Annotated in this window: 16 protein-coding genes; 12 read left to right on the forward strand and 4 right to left on the reverse strand. The window is 38.8% G+C overall.

The annotated features are described in order from the left end of the window. The first annotated feature begins 136 nt into the window (after window positions 1-136). On the forward strand, window positions 137-496 hold the full coding sequence (locus tag K5G00_RS16235) for a BlaI/MecI/CopY family transcriptional regulator (protein ID WP_238767235.1): 360 nt from the start codon (window positions 137-139) through the stop codon (window positions 494-496). Beyond that, window positions 496-3,741, forward strand: a complete 3,246-nt coding sequence (locus K5G00_RS16240; protein ID WP_238767236.1) for a TonB family protein — start codon at window positions 496-498, stop codon at window positions 3,739-3,741. Before K5G00_RS16235 ends, K5G00_RS16240 begins: the two co-directional genes overlap by 1 nt. Window positions 3,742-3,846: 105 nt before the next feature. Here the strand turns inward: K5G00_RS16240 and K5G00_RS16245 are convergent, their stop codons facing one another. Continuing rightward, window positions 3,847-4,383: a peroxiredoxin gene (locus K5G00_RS16245; protein WP_238767237.1), complete on the reverse strand. Its 537-nt coding sequence runs from the start codon at window positions 4,381-4,383 to the stop codon at window positions 3,847-3,849. A 331-nt stretch (window positions 4,384-4,714) separates the two neighbouring features. On the opposite strand from K5G00_RS16245, the gene K5G00_RS16250 reads away from it, so the two are divergent. Further along, complete coding sequence (locus K5G00_RS16250) at window positions 4,715-6,217, forward strand: Gfo/Idh/MocA family protein (protein ID WP_238767238.1); 1,503 nt, start codon at window positions 4,715-4,717, stop codon at window positions 6,215-6,217. A 111-nt stretch (window positions 6,218-6,328) separates the two neighbouring features. On the opposite strand, the gene K5G00_RS16255 is transcribed toward K5G00_RS16250, so the two are convergent. Beyond that, on the reverse strand, window positions 6,329-7,051 hold the full coding sequence (locus tag K5G00_RS16255; RefSeq protein WP_238767239.1) for a peroxiredoxin: 723 nt from the start codon (window positions 7,049-7,051) through the stop codon (window positions 6,329-6,331). Between the two features lie 292 nt (window positions 7,052-7,343). On the opposite strand from K5G00_RS16255, the gene K5G00_RS16260 reads away from it, so the two are divergent. The 4 genes from K5G00_RS16260 to K5G00_RS16275 all read left to right on the forward strand — a co-directional run bounded on the left by K5G00_RS16260 (window position 7,344) and on the right by K5G00_RS16275 (window position 12,468). Then, window positions 7,344-8,828: a Gfo/Idh/MocA family protein gene (locus K5G00_RS16260; protein WP_238767240.1), complete on the forward strand. Its 1,485-nt coding sequence runs from the start codon at window positions 7,344-7,346 to the stop codon at window positions 8,826-8,828. A gap of 75 nt (window positions 8,829-8,903) precedes the next feature. After that, window positions 8,904-9,728, forward strand: coding sequence for a patatin-like phospholipase family protein (locus tag K5G00_RS16265; protein WP_238767241.1), 825 nt, complete (start codon window positions 8,904-8,906; stop codon window positions 9,726-9,728). Between the two features lie 101 nt (window positions 9,729-9,829). Then, on the forward strand, window positions 9,830-11,347 hold the full coding sequence (locus K5G00_RS16270; protein WP_238767242.1) for a TolB family protein: 1,518 nt from the start codon (window positions 9,830-9,832) through the stop codon (window positions 11,345-11,347). A gap of 128 nt (window positions 11,348-11,475) precedes the next feature. After that, on the forward strand, window positions 11,476-12,468 hold the full coding sequence (locus K5G00_RS16275) for an aldo/keto reductase (RefSeq protein WP_238767243.1): 993 nt from the start codon (window positions 11,476-11,478) through the stop codon (window positions 12,466-12,468). A gap of 6 nt (window positions 12,469-12,474) precedes the next feature. Here the strand turns inward: K5G00_RS16275 and amrB are convergent, their stop codons facing one another. Together amrB and K5G00_RS16285 are read right to left on the reverse strand one after the other, a co-directional pair. Beyond that, window positions 12,475-13,572 (reverse strand): AmmeMemoRadiSam system protein B, encoded by a 1,098-nt coding sequence (gene amrB, locus K5G00_RS16280; protein WP_238767244.1) that lies wholly within the window; start codon window positions 13,570-13,572, stop codon window positions 12,475-12,477. A gap of 144 nt (window positions 13,573-13,716) precedes the next feature. Continuing rightward, window positions 13,717-14,619, reverse strand: coding sequence for a hypothetical protein (locus K5G00_RS16285; protein WP_238767245.1), 903 nt, complete (start codon window positions 14,617-14,619; stop codon window positions 13,717-13,719). 181 nt (window positions 14,620-14,800) lie between these two features. Between K5G00_RS16285 and K5G00_RS16290 the strand changes: the two genes are divergently transcribed. The 5 genes from K5G00_RS16290 to K5G00_RS16310 all read left to right on the forward strand — a co-directional run bounded on the left by K5G00_RS16290 (window position 14,801) and on the right by K5G00_RS16310 (window position 19,457). Further along, window positions 14,801-16,543: a sensor histidine kinase gene (locus tag K5G00_RS16290; RefSeq protein WP_238767246.1), complete on the forward strand. Its 1,743-nt coding sequence runs from the start codon at window positions 14,801-14,803 to the stop codon at window positions 16,541-16,543. Window positions 16,544-16,578: 35 nt separating this feature from the next. Next, entirely contained in the window at window positions 16,579-17,277 is a 699-nt protein-coding gene (locus tag K5G00_RS16295; RefSeq protein WP_238767247.1) for a response regulator transcription factor, read from the forward strand. 167 nt (window positions 17,278-17,444) lie between these two features. Continuing rightward, window positions 17,445-18,161: an SDR family oxidoreductase gene (locus K5G00_RS16300; protein WP_238767248.1), complete on the forward strand. Its 717-nt coding sequence runs from the start codon at window positions 17,445-17,447 to the stop codon at window positions 18,159-18,161. 49 nt (window positions 18,162-18,210) lie between these two features. Further along, on the forward strand, window positions 18,211-19,128 hold the full coding sequence (locus K5G00_RS16305) for a sugar phosphate isomerase/epimerase family protein (RefSeq protein WP_238767249.1): 918 nt from the start codon (window positions 18,211-18,213) through the stop codon (window positions 19,126-19,128). 5 nt (window positions 19,129-19,133) lie between these two features. Beyond that, window positions 19,134-19,457: a MazG nucleotide pyrophosphohydrolase domain-containing protein gene (locus K5G00_RS16310; RefSeq protein ID WP_238767250.1), complete on the forward strand. Its 324-nt coding sequence runs from the start codon at window positions 19,134-19,136 to the stop codon at window positions 19,455-19,457. Window position 19,458 lies beyond the last annotated feature (1 nt).

Below are 19,458 nucleotides of genomic sequence, written 5' to 3' on the forward strand. Positions count from 1 at the left end.
AACTGAAAAATCAGTTGCGAAACTGGAAAATCAGTTATATTTTTGTGATGTTATATTAAGTCATTCCATACTTATTTTGGAATTTTATAAAAAATCCTGAAACAAATTCAGGATGACATTTTCAAAAGTCAGAAAAATGAAAAAACTTACGCGAAAAGAAGAGGAAGTAATGAAAATTCTCTGGAAACTGGAGAAAGCATTCGTAAAAGACATTATTGAGCAGTACAAAAATCCAAAACCACATTACAATACAATTTCCTCACTTGTACGTTTACTGCAGGAAAAAGGAATTGTTGGCTACAAACAATACGGAAACACATACCAGTATTTTCCTCTTATTTCAAAGGAAGAATACCGGCGGCCATTTATGAAGCAGGTGGTTAGCGACTATTTTGACAATTCGTACCAAAATGCTGTGGCATTCTTTGTAAAAGAAAAAGGTTTGTCGGCAGAGGAGCTGGAAGAACTCATAAAAATGATAAAAGACAAAAATTGATGGAGCATTTTCTCATCTACATTGGAAAAGCAGCGGTTGGAGCGGGTGCATTTTACCTGGCATTTCTGATGTTGTTTCAAAATCAGAAACATTTTGTTTTTAACCGCATCTATTTGCCGGTAACAATGGTGTTGAGTTTTATCATCCCACTCGTTACTTTTACAACGGTAAAATACATTGAACCTGCAAACTTCAGCACTGCCAGCATCGCTTATCTGGCAGATACAACTGCAGAAACAGCTGCGGAATCTGCTTTTGTCATGGAATGGTACCACTATCTTTTGGGAATCTATTTTTTGGGAATTTTTGGCTTTCTAGTTCACCTTTTGCTGGGTCATTTCAAAGCCATTCAGATTATTCGAAAAAGCCGGAAAAAAGAACTTTTTGAAACACCTGTAAACATCACCCAAAAAGATGTTCATCCTTTTTCGTTTTTTAGCAAAATTGTACTCTCGGAAAAAACACTCAGCAGCAAAAACCTCGAGATGATTGTTTGCCACGAAAATATCCACGTAAAAGAAAAACATACCCTTGATATCCTTTTTACCGAAATACTTTTTATGTTGCAGTGGTTTAATCCTTTTGCCTGGTTAATAAAAGATGCAGTAAAAAACAACCTGGAGTACAAAACAGATGATCAGGTCACACAGCACTTTAATCCGCAAAATTATCAAATGGCCATGGTTGCCCTCGCCGATAAAAAAGGCGTAGCACCTTTCCTCACCGCCTTAAATGGCTCCCAACTAAAAAACAGAATCATTATGATGAAAAAGAAAACCAAAAATAAATTTGGCCTTGTGAAACAATTGATTGTACTCCCTCTTCTGGCTGTTTTGGTTATGGGTCTTTCTTCCCGCGAAGTAAAAACAGAAATACTAAATACTCCTGTGAAAGAAAATACTCCGCTTGACGATCTCGCTGTTATTATAGACGGAGAAGAAATTCAAACTGATTCCGAACCATTGAATCTTTTGGATTTTTCAAAAGGATTTTCAGGGCAAGAGGTTATCGAAGCCTTGAAGCTGGATGAAAATAAAGTACAACTGTCTTTATTTTACATTGATAAAAATACGGACGATGTTAAGTTTGTAATCCGCACCTCTGATTATACTCCGGGCTCCAATCCTGAATTTGACAAAATGACGGAAACAACACAAGAAGAAAAATTGCCGATCAAAAAAACCTTGTATGCGGTAAATGGAGAATTAATAAGTAAATCTGAAATTGACAAGCCAGAGGATTTTAATTCAGCAACTGTTTTCTCGGGGAAAGAAGCGATTGAAAAGTTTGGCCATGTAGCTCAAAATGCTACAGTTATTGATTTTAGTGTTTCGGAAGCAGATACAAATTCGTACGCGAAAGCCAAATATTCGGTATCCGGCAAAGTAAGCGATAAAAACGGCAATCCGATTCCCGGCGCTTCTGTTCTTGTAAAAGGCGCGGCGGTAGGAACAATTACCAATCCGGAGGGAATTTATCAGCTGAAACTCGAGGAAAAAAATGCTACCCTTGTTTTTTGGATGATAGACTATCAGAAAAAAGAGATTCAGGTTTCAGACAAATCTGAAATAAATGTAGAACTGCTCCCTGATGAAGACATAAAATTACAGAATATCCTGATTCCGGAATATACATCACAACAAAAGGGGGAAAAAGCAGGATCTGAAGAAGTTTTTTACAATGTAGACGAGAGACCTCAATTTGCCGGCGGCGAAAATGCCTTAAGAAAATACATTTCCCACAGCATCAAATATCCTGAGACTGCCATACAAAAAGGCATCGAAGGTAAGGTCTACATAACTTTTATCGTTACCAAAAACGGAGAAGTTATGGATCCAAAAGTTACAAAGGGTATTGCCCCTAGCTTAAATGAAGAAGCCCTGCGGGTTATAAACAATCTCCCGAACTGGAAACCAGGAAAAAAGAATGGTAAAAAAGTAAATACATATCACACTGTCCCTGTTGAATTTAAGCCGACACTCGAACAAATTCAGAAATACAGAAAAGTAGGATGGGAGGGAAAACCTCTTAATAATTACAATTTCACCATAAGTGGAAGAGTAACAGATGAAAAAGGAAATGCAATAAGAGGTGCCGCCGTTCTTTTAAAAGGCAAAACTGTTGGAACGCTATCTGACACAAATGGGAACTACCAACTGAAAACAAACAGCAAAAACGAAACGCTGATTTTTTCCATGGTCGGCTACCAGACAAAAGAAGTATCTTTTGAAGGAAATACAGATATGGACGTACAATTATTTTCAGAGCAAAAAGGTAAAAAAGATGAAATAAAAGTTACCGGTTACAGGAAAAATAGTGCCGGAATAAAAATTAAAGGCAGTCATTTTGATGGAGAACCAGCCTATATTGTCGATGGAGAAAAAAAAGACAACATCGATTATTTAAACCCGGAGGATATAAAAAGTATATCCGTTTTAAAAGGTAAAACAGCTGCGGCATTATACGGAGATAAAAACAACGTCAAAAACGGGGTAATTTTAATTGAAACCAAATCCAATAAAGCCTTTGATTCAACCGACAAAACAATTGTTGTTGATGGGAAAAAATTTGATGGAGATATCAATGATATTCCTGTTGACGATATTGCGAATATATCTATTTTAAAAGGAGAAACAGCTTCACAAGAAATTTACGCTGAAAATGCAAAAAACGGAGTTGTAATTGTAAACACTAAAACAAAATTCTATTCCGATTTAAATAATGACAATAAACCATATATAGTTGTTGACGGAGAAGAATACGGTGAGCCAATGTCAAACATTACTCCTGAAAGCATCAAAGCTGTAAATGTTTTGAAAGGTGAAGCGGCGACAGAATTATACGGTAAAAAAGCCCAAAGTGGAGCAATTTCGATTACAACAAAAAAAAATGAAGTAATTACAACTCCTTTGCAGCTACGAAAATTTATTGCAAATTCAATAAGATATCCAGTCGAGGCACATGAAAAAGGACAATACGGAACTGTTGTTGTTAATGTAAAAATAAAAAATAAAACATGGAAAGAGGTCCAAGCGACTAAATCATCAAAACAAAGAGTCGATTTAGATGAGATTGTCGCTATTGGTTACGCACCCGAGAAACAGGTTGAACCAGCAAAAGGATTTGAATATTCTGCTTCGTTTGTTAAAGAAGTTCAGCGCGTTATCCAATTAAACCCTCTGATTGACATTCCTGAATTTGAAGGAAAAACATTACGTATCACAGTGAGATTCATGCTACAATAAATTTTAAAATTTTAAAAGGGGCTGGTTAAAAAGCCCCTTTTTCTTCCCACTTACCACAACTGGATCTCCCAGTTACAAAAGATCCGATTTTATTTTTCTTTTCTGTTAGTTCAGTGTTGCTTCACCCGGCACCCAGTCGCACGGCGTAAGTTCGCCCAACTGGAATGCATCAAGTAAACGAAGCGTTTCTTTAACATTTCTTCCCACATTTAAACCGTTCACCGAAACATGTTGTATAACTCCTTCCGGATCGATAATGTAGGTTGTACGATAAGCAATTTTGTTTTCTTTTTCTAAAATCCCTAATTCTTCAGAAAGCGATTTTGAAGTATCGGCGAGCATCGGAAATTTTAAATTTTTCAAACCCGGATGGTTGTTTCTCCAAGCAAGATGCACAAATTCCGAATCGATCGACGCCCCGATTAAATTCGTATTTCGTTTTTCAAACTCTTCAAACTGCTCATTAAAAGCTGAAATCTCGGTAGGGCAAACAAAAGTAAAATCGAGCGGCCACCAGAAAAATACAGTCCATCTCCCGTTACTAATGTTTTCTGAACTGATTTGTTTAAACTCTTTTCCCGGCTCCAAGGAAACTACTGCTTGTTTTTCAAATTCGGGGAATTTGTCACCAACTGTTAACATATTCAAAAATTTTTAAGGTTATTACTATTAAGACTTACTAAAAATTGAGGTGGCAAATATAAATTATGCTCAATCCCCGATCAAATTGATTTTTTTTAAGCGGAATAGAAAAAAGCTATTTTCAGAAAAGTAAAACATTGAATTTGAACAAATTTCAAAACAGGTTAATGTAAATCCCCGCATTAATTTAAAAAAAATGCTTTTCCTGTTGTATAAATAACAAGAAGCGGATCTTTGAACTAACCTTTAATATCATTATATTTAGCTGATTTTTGAAAAATAACATTGATAAACAGGCAAATGTCTATCCAATTAAAAACATCAAATTATTATGGAAAATTCTGATAAAAAAGCAGTTTCAAGAAGGGCTTTTCTTGGAACAACTGCGGCCGTTGCTGCAGGTATTACGGTTGTACCAAGACATGCAGTTGCAGGGTTGGGACACAAAGCTCCGAGCGATAAGCTAAATATAGCAGCTGTCGGTATCGGGGGAATGGGTAATTCTAACCTGAGAAATCTTCAGGAAGAAAACATCGTTGCTCTTTGTGATGTTGACTGGAAATATGCCGCTCCGGTTTTTGAGCACTATTCTGGTGCAAAAAAATACAAAGACTGGCGGAAAATGTACGATGAAATGGGTAAAAGTATTGATGGTGTAGTTGTTGCTACAGCCGACCATACTCACGCTATTATTGCAGCCCATGCCATAACAATGGGAAAACATGTTTATGTTCAAAAACCATTGACGCATACTGTTTACGAATCAAGATTACTAACCAAACTGGCTGACAAATACAAAGTTGCCACTCAGATGGGAAATCAGGGTTCATCAGGCGAAGGCGTAAACCTTACAACTGAATGGTTGGCAAATGGTGAAATTGGTGAAGTAACAAAAGTGGAAGCTTTCACTGACCGCCCAATTTGGCCTCAGGGTTTAAATACTCCGGAACAAGGACAATGGGTTCCTGATACTTTAGACTGGGATTTATTCACAGGCCCGGCAAAAATGAAACCTTTTAATGAAATTTATCATCCATGGAACTGGCGTGGTTGGTGGGACTATGGAACAGGTGCTTTGGGCGATATGGCTTGTCATATTCTTCACCCTGTATTTGTTGGTCTTGAGTTAGGTTACCCGATACATGCTCAGGGAAGTTCTACATTGTTACTGCAGGATTGTGCGCCAACAGCTCAATCAGTAAAACTTACTTATCCGGCAAGAAAACCAAAACGTGCATGGAAAGGAATGAAAAGAAATGCTGATTTACCTGAAGTTGATGTTTACTGGTCGGATGGCGGAATCAAACCAATGCTTCCGGAAGGTTGGCCAGATGGAAAAGATCCAAATAATGCAGGTGGTTATGTTTGCTTCCACGGAACAAAAGACAAATTAATTTGTGGTTGTTACGGAAGAGACCCATGGTTGCTTTCAGGTCGCGTGCCGGAGGCTCCGAAATTCCGCCGCAGGGTTGAAACCAGCCACGAAATGGATTGGGTTCGTGCTTGTAAAGAAAGCGCCGAAAACCGCGTTCCTACTGCATCTGATTTCAGCGAAGCAGGACCATTTAACGAAATGGTGGTAATGGGTGTTCTTGCAGTTCGTTTACAATCATTGTACAAAGAACTGGATTGGGATGGTGACAATATGCAATTCACCAACTTAACTAACGATGAAACCATTAAAACGGTTATCAAAGACGGTTTTGAAATTCACGACGGTCACCCAACATTCAAGAAAACATGGACCGACCCGGTTCCTGCAAAAGAATTTGCTGCTGAATTAATTAAGCATACTTACCGCAAACCATGGAGTTTGCCTGATATGCCGGCTTAATCTACCACTTATAAATAGTTCAAAGGGCGTTTGTTTTTTTACAAACGCTCTTTTTATTTTGTAGTTGATTGTGAAAGTATTTCAACCTCCCATCTCAATTTTGCGCCGGTACTATTTATTCATTTTCTTAAACCACATAAATTCGCCAACATTATAAAACTGATTTTCGAGTTCTGGATTTTCTTTTAATTCTTCTATTGAGTAAGGTCTGTGCGGTATGAGTACATCGTCACCGGGATTCCAGTTCGCCGGAGTAAGTACATTTTCCTTTTGGGTTAGCTGCAACGCAGTAACTGTCCTTATTATCTCGTCAATACTTCTGCCTACACTCATCGGGTAAAAATTTATGGCCTGAACAACATTATCAGGGTCGATAATAAAAACTCCCCTGACATCCCTTGAATCATTTACGGAAGAATGTAACATTCCATACTTCTTTGAAATTTTACCGGATAAGTCAGCAACAATTGGAAAGTTGATTTTAACACGTCCTGAATTATCCTTCAGTATCCTTTCTATAAACTCCTTCCACAACAAATGTCTTTCAACTTCATCAATAGATACGACGGCAATTTTTATTCCCAATGAATCCAACTTCTCCTGTTCGTATGCAAGGGCACACAATTCAGAGGTACAAACAGGAGTAAAATCAAGCGGATGGCTAAACAGTATCTTCCAACTTTTGCCAAAATCTTCCGGGAAGTTTAGCATCCCGTTCGTTGTATTCTCTTTAAACGAAGGAGCTTTGTCCCCAATTAAAGGTAGTTTACCATCCTTTGCCCGGGATGTTATTACAAAAAGTACAATTAAACTTGAAATAGCGAGTCGTTTCATAAAGTATTAATTTATTCGATTTCAACTGGCTGATTGTTTGCAGATAACAAAAACAAATACCGTTTCAATAAAAACATCGGATTTACAACTGTAGTTTGTTAATAATCTGTTAATCCGAACAACCTCTGGCAACAAAACTTAATTGTAAAAATTAATTAATTCATGGCTAAAAAAAATTAAAATGAGCGTAAATGTTGTATTAGCAGGTTTCAGAGAGATTAATCAGTAGGTAATACCTGATATTTTTTATATTTTGCGCACATAAATTCTCCAGTAAAACAGGATTGGTGATATGAAAAAAAAGAAAAGTATTTCTCGCAGAAACTTTATTGGAACATCGGCATCTGCAGTAGCAGGGATGACCATTTTACCTTCAAAAGTAATATCCGGTTTTGGATATAAAGCACCAAGTGATAGATTAAATATTGCAGGAATTGGAGTTGGTGGAATGGGACACAACAACCTGCGAAACATGGAAACAGAAAATATTGTTGCGCTTTGCGATGTTGACTGGAAATATGCGGAAAGAAACTCTTTTATCCGCTGGACACAGGCCAAAAAGTACAAAGATTACCGTGTAATGTTTGAGCAACAAAAAGATATTGACGCGGTTATGATAGCAACTCCGGATCATTCACACGCCCTTCCTGCGGTAATGGCTATGCGCGAGGGGAAACATGTGTATGTGCAGAAGCCACTTACACATTCAGTATATGAATCAAGAATTCTGCGCGAAACAGCCAACCGGTACGGAGTGGCAACCCAGATGGGAAACCAGGGAAACTCAGGAGAAGGTATTCGACAAATTTGTGAATGGATCTGGTCCGGAACCATTGGAGAAATAACCCGTGTTGATGCCTGGACAAACCGTCCTATCTGGCCTCAGGGGTTGGAACGTCCTGAAAAAGATCAACGTGTACCCAAAACGCTGGACTGGGATCTTTTTATCGGCCCGGCAAAATGGAGGCCCTACAATGAAATTTATCATCCCTGGAACTGGCGTGGATGGTGGGATTTTGGAACGGGCGCTTTGGGCGACATGGCTTGTCATATCCTCGATCCCGTGTTTAAAGCATTAAAGCTTGAATATCCTTCTTCAGTGCAGGGTTCGTCAACACCGGTAAATACCGAATCGGCGCCCAATGCTGAATTTGTAAAATATGAATTTCCAAGGCGTGACAATTTGCCTAAAGTTGGTATGCCCAAAGTGACGGTTCACTGGTACGATGGAGGTTTGATGCCTCCCCGCCCCGATGAACTGGAGGGAGGAGAACAAATGGGTGACAATGACGGTGGATGTGTTTTTTACGGAACCCGCGGCAAAATAATGTGCGGAACTTACGGTAAAAATCCAACACTGCTGCCTACCAAAGAAATGACTCATTTTGAACAACCTGAAAAATCAATCCGCCGAATTTCAAACGCACTTGAAGGAGGGCATGAACAGGATTGGATAAGAGCCTGCAAAGAAGATAAAAATGCAAGACTTGAAGCCTCATCCAATTTTAATTATTCCGGCCCATTGAATGAAATGGTGGTTATGGGAGTTTTAGCGGTTCGTTTGCAAAGTCTGCAAAAAAAACTATTTTGGGACGGACCAAATATGCGTTTTACCAACATCAGTCCAAGTGACCAGATTCGCGTACTTACAAAAGATAATTTTGAAATCGTAAACGGGGATCCCAGATTCCAGAAAGATTATACAACCTTGCCGGCAATTGAAACCACCGAAGAATGGATAAGGCATACCTACCGGCAGGGTTGGGAACAGATTTAAAAATATCAGGTTGCAAAATTTCTGCTACTGACCGGATTGTTTTAATTTTATCAGAAACCATAAATCTTTCAACAAATGCCAGGTAAAAAAGTCAGGTTTGGTATAGCATTAAGTGGCGGGGGTGCAAGAGGAATTGCCCATATCGGTGTTTTGGAAACGCTTGAAAAATATGGAATAAAACCTAAAATAATTTCAGGAACCAGCATGGGAGCAATTGTAGGGGCTTTTTATGCTGCCGGATACCCGCCCAAAGAAATTCTTGAAACCGTATCGTCGCGTAAATTTCATAAAATGATTAACTGGCACCTTCCTTTTAGCGGCCTGATTGATATGGATAAAGTTCAGGAGGTGATGGAGGAAAAAATCGAAAAAGATGATTTTTCGGCTTTAAAGATTCCTTTTTACTGTGCAGTCACAAATCTGAACAGCGGGCTTTTTGAGATAAAATCTAAAGGAAAACTTTTTCAATGGGTACTTGCCTCAGCATCGATACCCGTAGTTTTTGAACCTCAGATTATTGACGGGCAAACCTATGTTGACGGCGGACTTTTAAATAACCTTCCGGCAGCGTCCATCCGCGACAAATGCGAAGTGCTTATTGGTGTTCATGTCAACCACAATGGTCCCGAAGATGAAGTTAAAGGATTAATGACAGTTGCTGAAAGATGTTTCAGGTTAGGGATTGCACAAAATGTTGAGGAAAGTAAAAAACTCTGCGATTTTCTTATTGAACCTCCCGAAGCCCGCGATTTTACAACCTTTAATTTCAACAAGGCCCGGGAAATATATGAAGTTGGGAAACGGGAGAGTGAAAGATACATTGCCCATGCTTTCGATTCTATTGATATTGAAAAGATACTGGAACTCCAAAAAAGTCTGGCAAAAAATACAAAAAACTAAACCGCCCTTATTGTAACAATCACAAATAAATTTCCAAAGCCGGCTGTTTTTTGGTTTTTTTCGTAAATTAGAGTTTCACTAACAAACGAAATAAACCTGCTATGAAACAAAATCTATTAATACTTTTTATCATGTTGGCTTCAACTGGTTTTGCCCAGCAGAATGTGGGAATCTTCCATCTCAACAAAGATATTGGCGCCCCAAAAAAAGAAGGTTTCGCAGCCTACGATAAAAATACACAGGAATATACTTTAAAGGGTGCCGGCTATAATATTTGGTTTGGAAGAGATGAATTCCGCTATTTGTTTAACAAAATAAAGGGCGATTTTATTTTAACTGCAAATTTTGCTTTTGAAGGTGTAGGAGTAGATCCCCATCGAAAAATCGGTTGGATGGTGCGCGAATCGGAAGAGGATAATGCAGCCCATTGTTCAGCAGTTCTGCATGGCGATGGATTAACCGTTTTGCAGTGGCGCGTTTTACAGGGAGCTCTGATGCGCGATCCGCAGGATGAAATTTTTGCAACAAAACCCAATTATGAAATACTCCAATTGGAACGGGTTGGCAAACGAATCATTTTCAGGGCGGCGCACCCCCGGGAGCCCTTACAGGAAATCGGAAGTACAGAAATGGAATTTCAAGATGAAGTTTTAGCCGGATTGGTTATCTGCTCTCACAACCCTGATGTTGTCGAAACGGCAAAAATATGGAATGTACGAATCGATCAGCCTGTGGACAAAGATTACAATCCGGGACGCGAAGGGTGGATTGGATGCCGGCTGGAAACGATGAATGTTTTTGATGGAAAAAGAAAAGTAATTTTTGAAAAACCAAGTCGTTTTGAAGCACCCAACTGGATGCCCGACGGAGATAAATTGCTCTTTAATATGAATGGCTCTTTGTATAAAATTCCGACTGACGGCGGCGATTTGGAAAAACTCAATACCGATTTTGCCGATCAGATTAACAATGACCACGGAATTTCGTTTGACGGGAAATTGCTCGCGATCAGCCACAGCCGCGAGGGTGAAGGAGGTCGGGGTTCGTCAGTTTATGTTTTACCGCTGGAAGGTGGCACCCCACAGGAAATAACAAATGCAGTTCCTTCGTACTGGCACGGATGGGCGCCAAATAATAAAGAAGTAGTTTATGTTGCCCGGCGAAATGGAGTACCTGTGTACAATATTTACAAAAATTCAATAAAAGGAGGAAAAGAAGTCGCATTAACCGATAATAAACCCGGAGAGCATGTTGACGGATGTGAATATTCGCCCGACGGAAAATACATCTATTACAACGGCAGCCAATCGGGCACCATGCAGATTTGGCGCATGAAACCTGATGGTTCGGAAAAAGAACAAATTACTTTTGATGAGTACAACGACTGGTTTCCACATATTTCACCCGATGGAAAATGGATGGTTATGATTTCGTTCCCCCCGACAATTGATGTAAATGCACACCCTTCATACAAACGGGTAATGCTTCGTTTAATACCTGTTAACGGGGGGGTACCAAAAGTTATTGCCTATATGTATGGCGGTCAGGGCACAATTAATGTTCCTTCGTGGTCTCCCGACAGCCAACACATTGCATTTGTAAGCAATTCAAGCAAATAAAAATCGGATGGCAAAACCAATGTCTGTGCCGAAATTGGTTTTGCATTTTTGATTTGAACATTATATCTTTTCGTCAGTTTTACAATTGACCGACGAATAAATCATTCATTCTTCAAAATATTTATTTTATGGAATATAGAAAATTAGCAAATTCAGATTTACAAGTATCCGTTATTACGTTTGGAGCCTGGGCAGCCGGTGGCTGGATGTGGGGAAAAACAGAACGCAACGATGCAATTGAAGCCATTCGGGCATCGTACGATTTAGGTGCAACCTCCATCGACACGGCTCCCATATACGGACAAGGTGAGAGTGAGGAAATAGTAGGAGAAGCGATAAAAGGAATTCCCCGCGACAAACTGCAAATCCTTACCAAATTCGGAATGAGTTGGGATGGAACAGAAGGCGAATTTTATTTTAAAAGTAAAAACAACGCGGGAAAAGACATCGACATATATAAATATGCCGGAAAGGAACGGGTAATTAAAGAATGCGAGGACAGCCTTCGAAGACTGGGAACAGATTATATTGATTTATACCAAATTCACTGGCCCGACACAACCACTCCAATTACAGAGACATTTGAGGCCGTTGCAAAATTAATAGAGCAGGGAAAGGTTCGCTACGCCGGCGTTTGTAATTACAGTGCGGAACAAATGGATGAAGCAGAAAAGGCAGTAAAACTGGTTTCCAACCAAATTCCTTTTAGCATGGTCAACCGCGGTGTAGAAGATAAAACCGTTCCTTATTGTATCGAAAAGGGAAAATCGGTGCTGGCTTACAGTCCGATGGAAAGAGGTTTATTGACCGGAAAAATTACACCCGGATATGAATTTCAGGAAGGAGACCACCGCGCAGGACATGGAGCCTTCACCGATGAGAATATTAAAATTACAAACGAACTTTTGAATAAAATAAAACCAATAGCAGAAGAAAAAGGAGCGACTCTGGCGCAATTGGTTTTAAAATGGACCATAGAACGGGCCGGAATTACAATTGCTTTGGCAGGAGCAAGAAATGCAGAGCAGTCGGTTCAGAATACAAAGGCTGCTTTGATCTCATTAACAGAAGAAGAATTTAAATTTATTTCCGACGAAGTTGACAAAACAGTTCTGAAATAATCCCGGCTAATTAAAACCAACAGCTGTAAAACCGACCCAGTGACGATTTGTTGCGATTGCGGTTTTACCCATGCCTAAATCCTTAACCGGAAGTTCAGGGTGATCAATCGTAGTTTGATAGCCCAAAGGGACCCCGTTTAAGGATTTTGTTTTTTGTAATTTTTGCAGGTTGCCGGCAACTTTTAACCCCAACGGAACGGAATATCTTCCGCACCATGTCCACTTATATTCTTTAAAATTATCCTCGTTAACGGTAGTTTTAAAAAACAGGTTTGCCTTTTCGCTGGTTAACTCTCCGGTAAAACAACTTTCAATAATCCCCTTTTCTTTTTCAAGCGCTTTTTGTGTCCCCGGACTATCGGTTCCAAACGGGGCTAAATCCAGTCCGCTCCAATCCTCATCACCGTAATGAACGGCGTCGGTAGTAATAAGGATTGAAAAATCCCGCCCCCAGTTCAGGTTTTGTGCTTTTGCAATCGAGTGGATTGCATTTGCCAGTTGCAAAGAAATAGTATTCATTTTTGAAAGTGACATAAAGGGAACAAGAATACTGATGATCTCTACATTCGGATTTTGCTCCTGCAAAAATGGAATCATCGACTCAACGGAGTGTTCCACCATTTGCATACTATCATGAACAACAAAAAGATCCTTAGGTAACTTTTCAATAATTTGATTGCGCAACGAAGAAACGCGAACATCTCCGTAAGGTCCTTTCCATGCGTCAAAACTGTCGAAAACAATTCTGTTGTTCAACTGAAACAAAGCAGCTTTATGCGCAACTCCAAAAATGATAAGCGTTTTCGATTTTACATTTTTTAAAACTGCAGGATACAACCAACTCGCATAGGTGTAATCATCATGAGGGCAAATCGCAGCCTTCCAAAATAAACTGCTGTTCTGATTTACTTCTTCCAACTCATTTTTAAATCGAGAATTGATACGCGATACAACAGAATCCATCTGCCAGTCGAGATGAGCAAAACCAATGGTATCAATAACTTCCCGTATTCTCGGATTTTCACTTTCCGGAGGCTTCATCTGATTACAAAAAGTCAATAAAAACAAAAGGAGAAATGCCAGGAGCCAGACTGCAGTTTTCATTCTATTTTTTCCTTAATATACAAAATTTTAATCATGTTCAACAAACAAAAAGCCGACTCTTTACAGAATCGGCTTACAGACCTTAACGAATACATGAAATCGAAATAAGGTAAAAAGTCTGTTTTTCAAGAACGAATTTGCTGTTTAATTATTTTCCTCGCTTTCTTTTACTTCTACTTCCACTTCAACATCTTTTTTGTCGCCTCTTTTTATTTCTTTTATACGAATTACTTTTCCCTCCTCCTGAATGACTTTAACCGTCTCTTCTTCTCCTTCTAAATGAAATACATTTTTATCATCTGAAATCCGGGTTTTCCCATCCTTCGTTTTTGCAACAACCACTTTATGAACTTTTGGTGTATCCCGGAAAGTGGCATGACTTCCTTTTTCGTTAATTATAATTTCTTCTACTTTTTGAGTTTTAACTCTACCGGGTTCAGTTCTGATAATGGTAATCTTTTCCTTCCCATCTTTCATTTTTTTCTTTTTATAGGAAATAATTCCAGGGTCACTCAAATCGATAACATTGTCATCGTCTGCATTTCCAAAAAAATGGAGCCGGGGAACAGATGGCACCGGAGGAACTCCCGGAACTTTTGGCGCAATAAAAACTCGGTTTTCCCCTTTGTCGCCATGCCAAACCATAACATCGTGATCGCCGTGCAAGTAGTCCTTTCTCACATCAAACCGATATTCCAAAGTTGAATCTCCATCCGCCTTCAACACAAATACATTTCCTTTACCGTGGCTGGTAACATCGAAATCAAAATCCATGTCTCCCAACAAAGAGTCGGTATCAAATTCCTTTTTCGAAAACCATTTCATACCGCCGCCTATTGTATCGCCATTCCACACAAAAAAATCGTCGTTGGTTAAAATGGTGTCCAATTCTGTTTTATTTCCATCTTCATCAACCTTTACCAATTTTATGTGCCGTTCCTTCTTTTTTCCACGCGGAGGATCCTGTGGATTCTCACGTAATGAAAATGAAGAAAGTAAAAATGCTGCGCATACAAGTACCGTTGTAATCCCAAAAAATCGTTTCATATTTTTCTATTTTAATTCAATTCTATTTCGAAACAAATATAACTTACAACCAAACTATCAATCAGTTAAAGCCCGGTTAAAATCTGTTAAGGAAAAGTTAAAATCAGATTTACACCCACTTAAATATCTATATTTGAACTGTTTTTAGTTCAGTCTAAAGAATTCAAACAGAAAATTCAGAATGAATAAAAAGATTATTACAGGTTTAATCGTATTGATGGGAATTTCAATTCTTGGGATTATAACTGTGCAGTTGGTTTGGATGAACAATGCAATACGCATTAAAAATGAATTGTTCAGCAGAAGTGTAAACGATGCATTAAACAGCACGGTAGCCAAACTGGAAGATCTGCATAATTTTAATGTAGTAAACCGGATGGCTTTTGCCGATTCGATTCATTGGAACAGCACCAATAGGTCAAACTTCACTTTCAGAACACTGCCCCACCCTCCGGGTGTTTTATTGCCCGATTCGGTAAAACGCGCGCCGCAACCTGTGCGTGTTATTCGTGAAGTAAATCCAAAACGAAAAAATGCCCGTTTCGAAATAAAAATTGATTCCGACAATAAAACATCCGTAAATACTTATGAATATAGTTTTGATGTTGACACCGGGGAGGAACACGAAATTGAAAGGATTATTATTGCCGGCGACGATTCGGCAACAAATAATATTTTTATGATTAAAAAAGACTCTTTTATTACGAATATTGCTGATATCGATTCAATATATTCCGTGGGACTTGTGAGAATTGATTCTTTAATAACCAACCTTGATACGATTGCGGTTGTTGCACCCGATATCTCAAAACGGGCCGAGGTAAAAGCCGGCAAACTAAAAAGAATGGCCAACCAGGTAGTTACCGAAATTTCAGCCTGGGATGTGCAAAACGTTGATACAACGCTCATCAAAAAAGTACTGACAGAAGAATTGGCAAACAAAGATATTCCTATCGACTTTGAATACGCCATATTAAAAGACAGCAGTTTTTTGGATAATCCAACGGGAACAAGCGATTCCTTAAAACTTTTGAATACAGATTACAAAATTGAACTTTACCCGCACGATATCATTCAAAAAAACCTAAAACTGGCTGTGTTTTTCCCGGGACGCGATAGTTTTATTTATCGCTCGCTAAACTGGTTGCTCATTGCCTCTTTTCTTTTTTCGCTGATAATTCTGGTCACGTTTAGTTTGAGCATTTTTTACATTCTGCGTCAGAAAAAAATATCGGAGATGAAATCCGACTTTATTAATAACATGACGCATGAGTTTAAAACCCCAATCGCCACCATTTCTGTTGCCACCGACTCAATTACCAACAATAAAGTAATTCAGAATCCCGAAAAAATAAAATACTTTACGGGAATGATAAAAAAAGAAAACACCCGAATGAACCGGCAGGTGGAAGATATTTTAACCATTGCACGTTTGGATAAAAAAGAATTTGAATTCTCATGGGAACCTGTCGATGTGCACGATTTGATTCAGGATGCTGTTCAGGGAATTATTTTGCAGATTGAAAAACGAGAGGGAAAAATAGAAACACACTTTAATGCAAAAAATCCGGTGGTTACAACCGACAAAATGCATTGTACAAATATTATTTATAACTTGCTTGACAACGCCAATAAATACTCGGCTGAGCTACCTGAAATTAAAATTACAACTGCAAGCAAACCCAAAGGTGTATTAATTTCGGTTGAAGACAAAGGCATTGGAATGAGCAAGTCGGTGCAAAACAAAATTTTTGAACGTTTCTACAGGCAAACCAGCGGGAACATCCACAATGTAAAAGGGTTCGGGCTTGGATTAAGTTATGTAAAAGCAGTGGTGGAAGCCAACCAGGGAACGATTACCGTTCAAAGTGAAGCCGGAAAGGGCAGCCGTTTTGATTTGTTTATTCCCTACACAAGAAGCTAAAAAATGAAACCTGATTTTTTTGATTTTAATATAAAATGGATCAGCAATACAACATATTTCTCGTGGAAGACGATTTAAGTTTTGGGGCAGTTTTAAAATCCTATCTCGAACTAAACGACTACAATGTAACCTGGGTTGACGACGGAAAACTGGCAATGGGAAAATTCCGTGAAAATGAATATCATATTTGTATTTTGGATGTGATGCTTCCCAATATTGACGGTTTTATGATCGGGACTGAAATTCGAAAAATGAATAAGGATATCCCATTGGTTTTTCTGACAGCCAAAACCTTAAAAGAAGATATTCTAAAAGGATACAATGTAGGAGCCGACGATTATATCACCAAACCTTTCGACACTGAAGTTTTGTTGTGTAAAATTCAGGCAATTATCAAGCGACAATCAACAACTTCGGTAAACAACGATGTTCTTTTTGAAATTGGTTCCTACCGTTTTGATTCAAAATTGAGACACATTGAACGGAAGGGTATAAAACAAAAACTGTCTCCCAAAGAATCGGATTTGCTAAAGCTACTTTGCCAAAATAAAAATGAATTGCTTCCCCGTGAAAACGCCTTGCAAAAAATATGGGGCGACGACGGTTATTTTACGGCGCGCAGCATGGATGTGTTTATTACTAAACTTCGAAAATATTTGTCTGAAGATCCAAACATAGAAATCAAAAATATCCACGGAAGTGGTTTCTTGCTGGAGGTAAAAAATCCTTCCTGACATTCCCATAACATATCTTTTTCAGGAATCATACTGTTTGCGCTAAAAGAAAAAATAAGAGAACAGCTATTTCATTTTTGCACACACTTTGTTCGGGTTGAGGCACCTGTTGTTTGAATATTTCCGTTGCCTTTTTTTATCTTTAGGTCAAATACCACAAAGAAACAATGAAAGAAAAACAAAAAGTTGCACTTATTACAGGAGCCTCCCGTGGAATTGGGAAAGCCATCGCTATTGGATTGGCAAAAACAGGATACCGGGTTGTTTTAATGGGAAGAAGCCTGAATGATTTGGATAAAGTAGCCCGGGAAATTCAAAATTTCACCTCTCCTGAACCATTCGTTTATCAATTGGATATCAGTAACAGCCAGCAAATAACTGAAACCATAAAAAAAATAGTGAAAGAAACCGGACGGATTGATGTACTGGTAAACAACGCCGGTATTTTCTTTGATGGTTCGCTGTCGCTGTCTGAAGAAAAATTTAAAACGTTACTCGATGTCAATCTCACTGCGCAATTTGTGATTTTACAGGAAGTTGTTCCGGTAATGAAAATACAAAAAACGGGCTATATCTTTAACATCTCTTCCCGCGCCGGAGTAATCGGATTTGCCGGAAATGCAGGCTATGTAGCTTCAAAATTTGGTTTTGTTGGTTTGAGTCAGTCATTATACCGCGAGCTCACACCACAGGGAATAAAAGTAACCACCATTTGTCCGAGCTGGGTAAACACGCGGATGGCCTATGAAGCAGGGACACCTGCTGAACCGGAAGAAATGATCCAGCCTGAAGATATTTTTGAAACTATAAAATGGCTGTTGGGCCTGTCACCGGGAGCAAGTGTTAAAGAAATTGTTGTAGACGCCCCTAAAAGTATCCACTAAATTTAGGATTATTTTTTATCTTCAATCGTTGTAATCTAAACCTGGAAAAATGAAACCATCTCGCAGAATTTTTGTAAAAACAATGATGGCGGTGCCATTTGCAGCCTCCGGATTAAATCTGTTTGCGTCAAACTCAAATTCAGTAAACAAAGCGTACGGGTACAAATTTAAAATCAGCCTGAATGTATATTCTTTCAACCAACCACTGCGCGATGGAAAGATTGATTTGTTTGATGTGCTTCATTTTTGCGCTAAACACAATTTCGATGCTATCGATCCGACAGGATATTATTTCCCTGCATATCCCGATGTTCCTCCGAATGATTTTATGACAAAATTTAAACGGGATGCTTTTTTACTCGGACTGGACATTAGTGGCACAGGAGTGCGAAACGATTTTGCTAATCCCGACAAAAAAAGTCGTGATATGGATATCAAAATGATAAAAGAATGGATTCAGGCGGCGGCAAAAATGGGAATTCCAAACATTCGGGTTTTTTCCGGCACAAATCCCCACGAAGGTTTTTCGCGCGACCAGGTATTTGACTGGATGGCTGAAGATTTAAAAACATGTTGCAGTTTTGCCAAAGACTACGGCGTTATTGTTGCACTTCAAAACCACAACGATTTTATAAAAACGGCTGACGATGTCGATCGAATTTTTAACAGTGTAAATTCAGAATGGCTGGGACTAAATCTTGATATTGGAAGTTACAGACAAAGCGATCCCTATAAAGAAATTGAACGAAATACAAAATATGCCGTCACATGGCAGATCAAAGAAAATGTTTGGATAAACGGAGAGGAAACTCCAACCGACTTTGTCAAACTGTTCAGAATAATAAAAGAGTCGGGGTATCGTGGATATCTTCCGTTGGAAACATTGGGCGAAGATGATCCCTTCAAAAAAGTGCCGGTTCTTCTTGAAAAAGTAAAAAATGCACTCGATATCATTGAATCAGAATAAAAGTTATGCCGGAATTACCACAAAAAGCGACTTTAAAAAACTTTCAGAAATATGTTTCGGAGCTTGAATCTGAGCGGGGTTTTTCCCAACAAACAGTTCTCGACAAATGTCTTCTTTTAGGTGAGGAAATCGGCGAACTTTTTAAAGCCATTCGAAAATCGGAAGGCCTGGCTGTTGATGAGCATTCTCATTTTTCAGAAATCGGTGACGAACTGGCTGATATTTTTATCTATATCTGCGCCATTGCCAACCGGAAAGGAATAGACATGGAGACGGCATTCCTAAAAAAAGAAGAAAAAAATAAATTTCGAACCTGGAAGTCAATTTAAA

This window comes from Maribellus maritimus, from assembly GCF_022267315.1.
In the GTDB taxonomy this organism is placed as follows: domain Bacteria; phylum Bacteroidota; class Bacteroidia; order Bacteroidales; family Prolixibacteraceae; genus Draconibacterium; species Draconibacterium maritimum.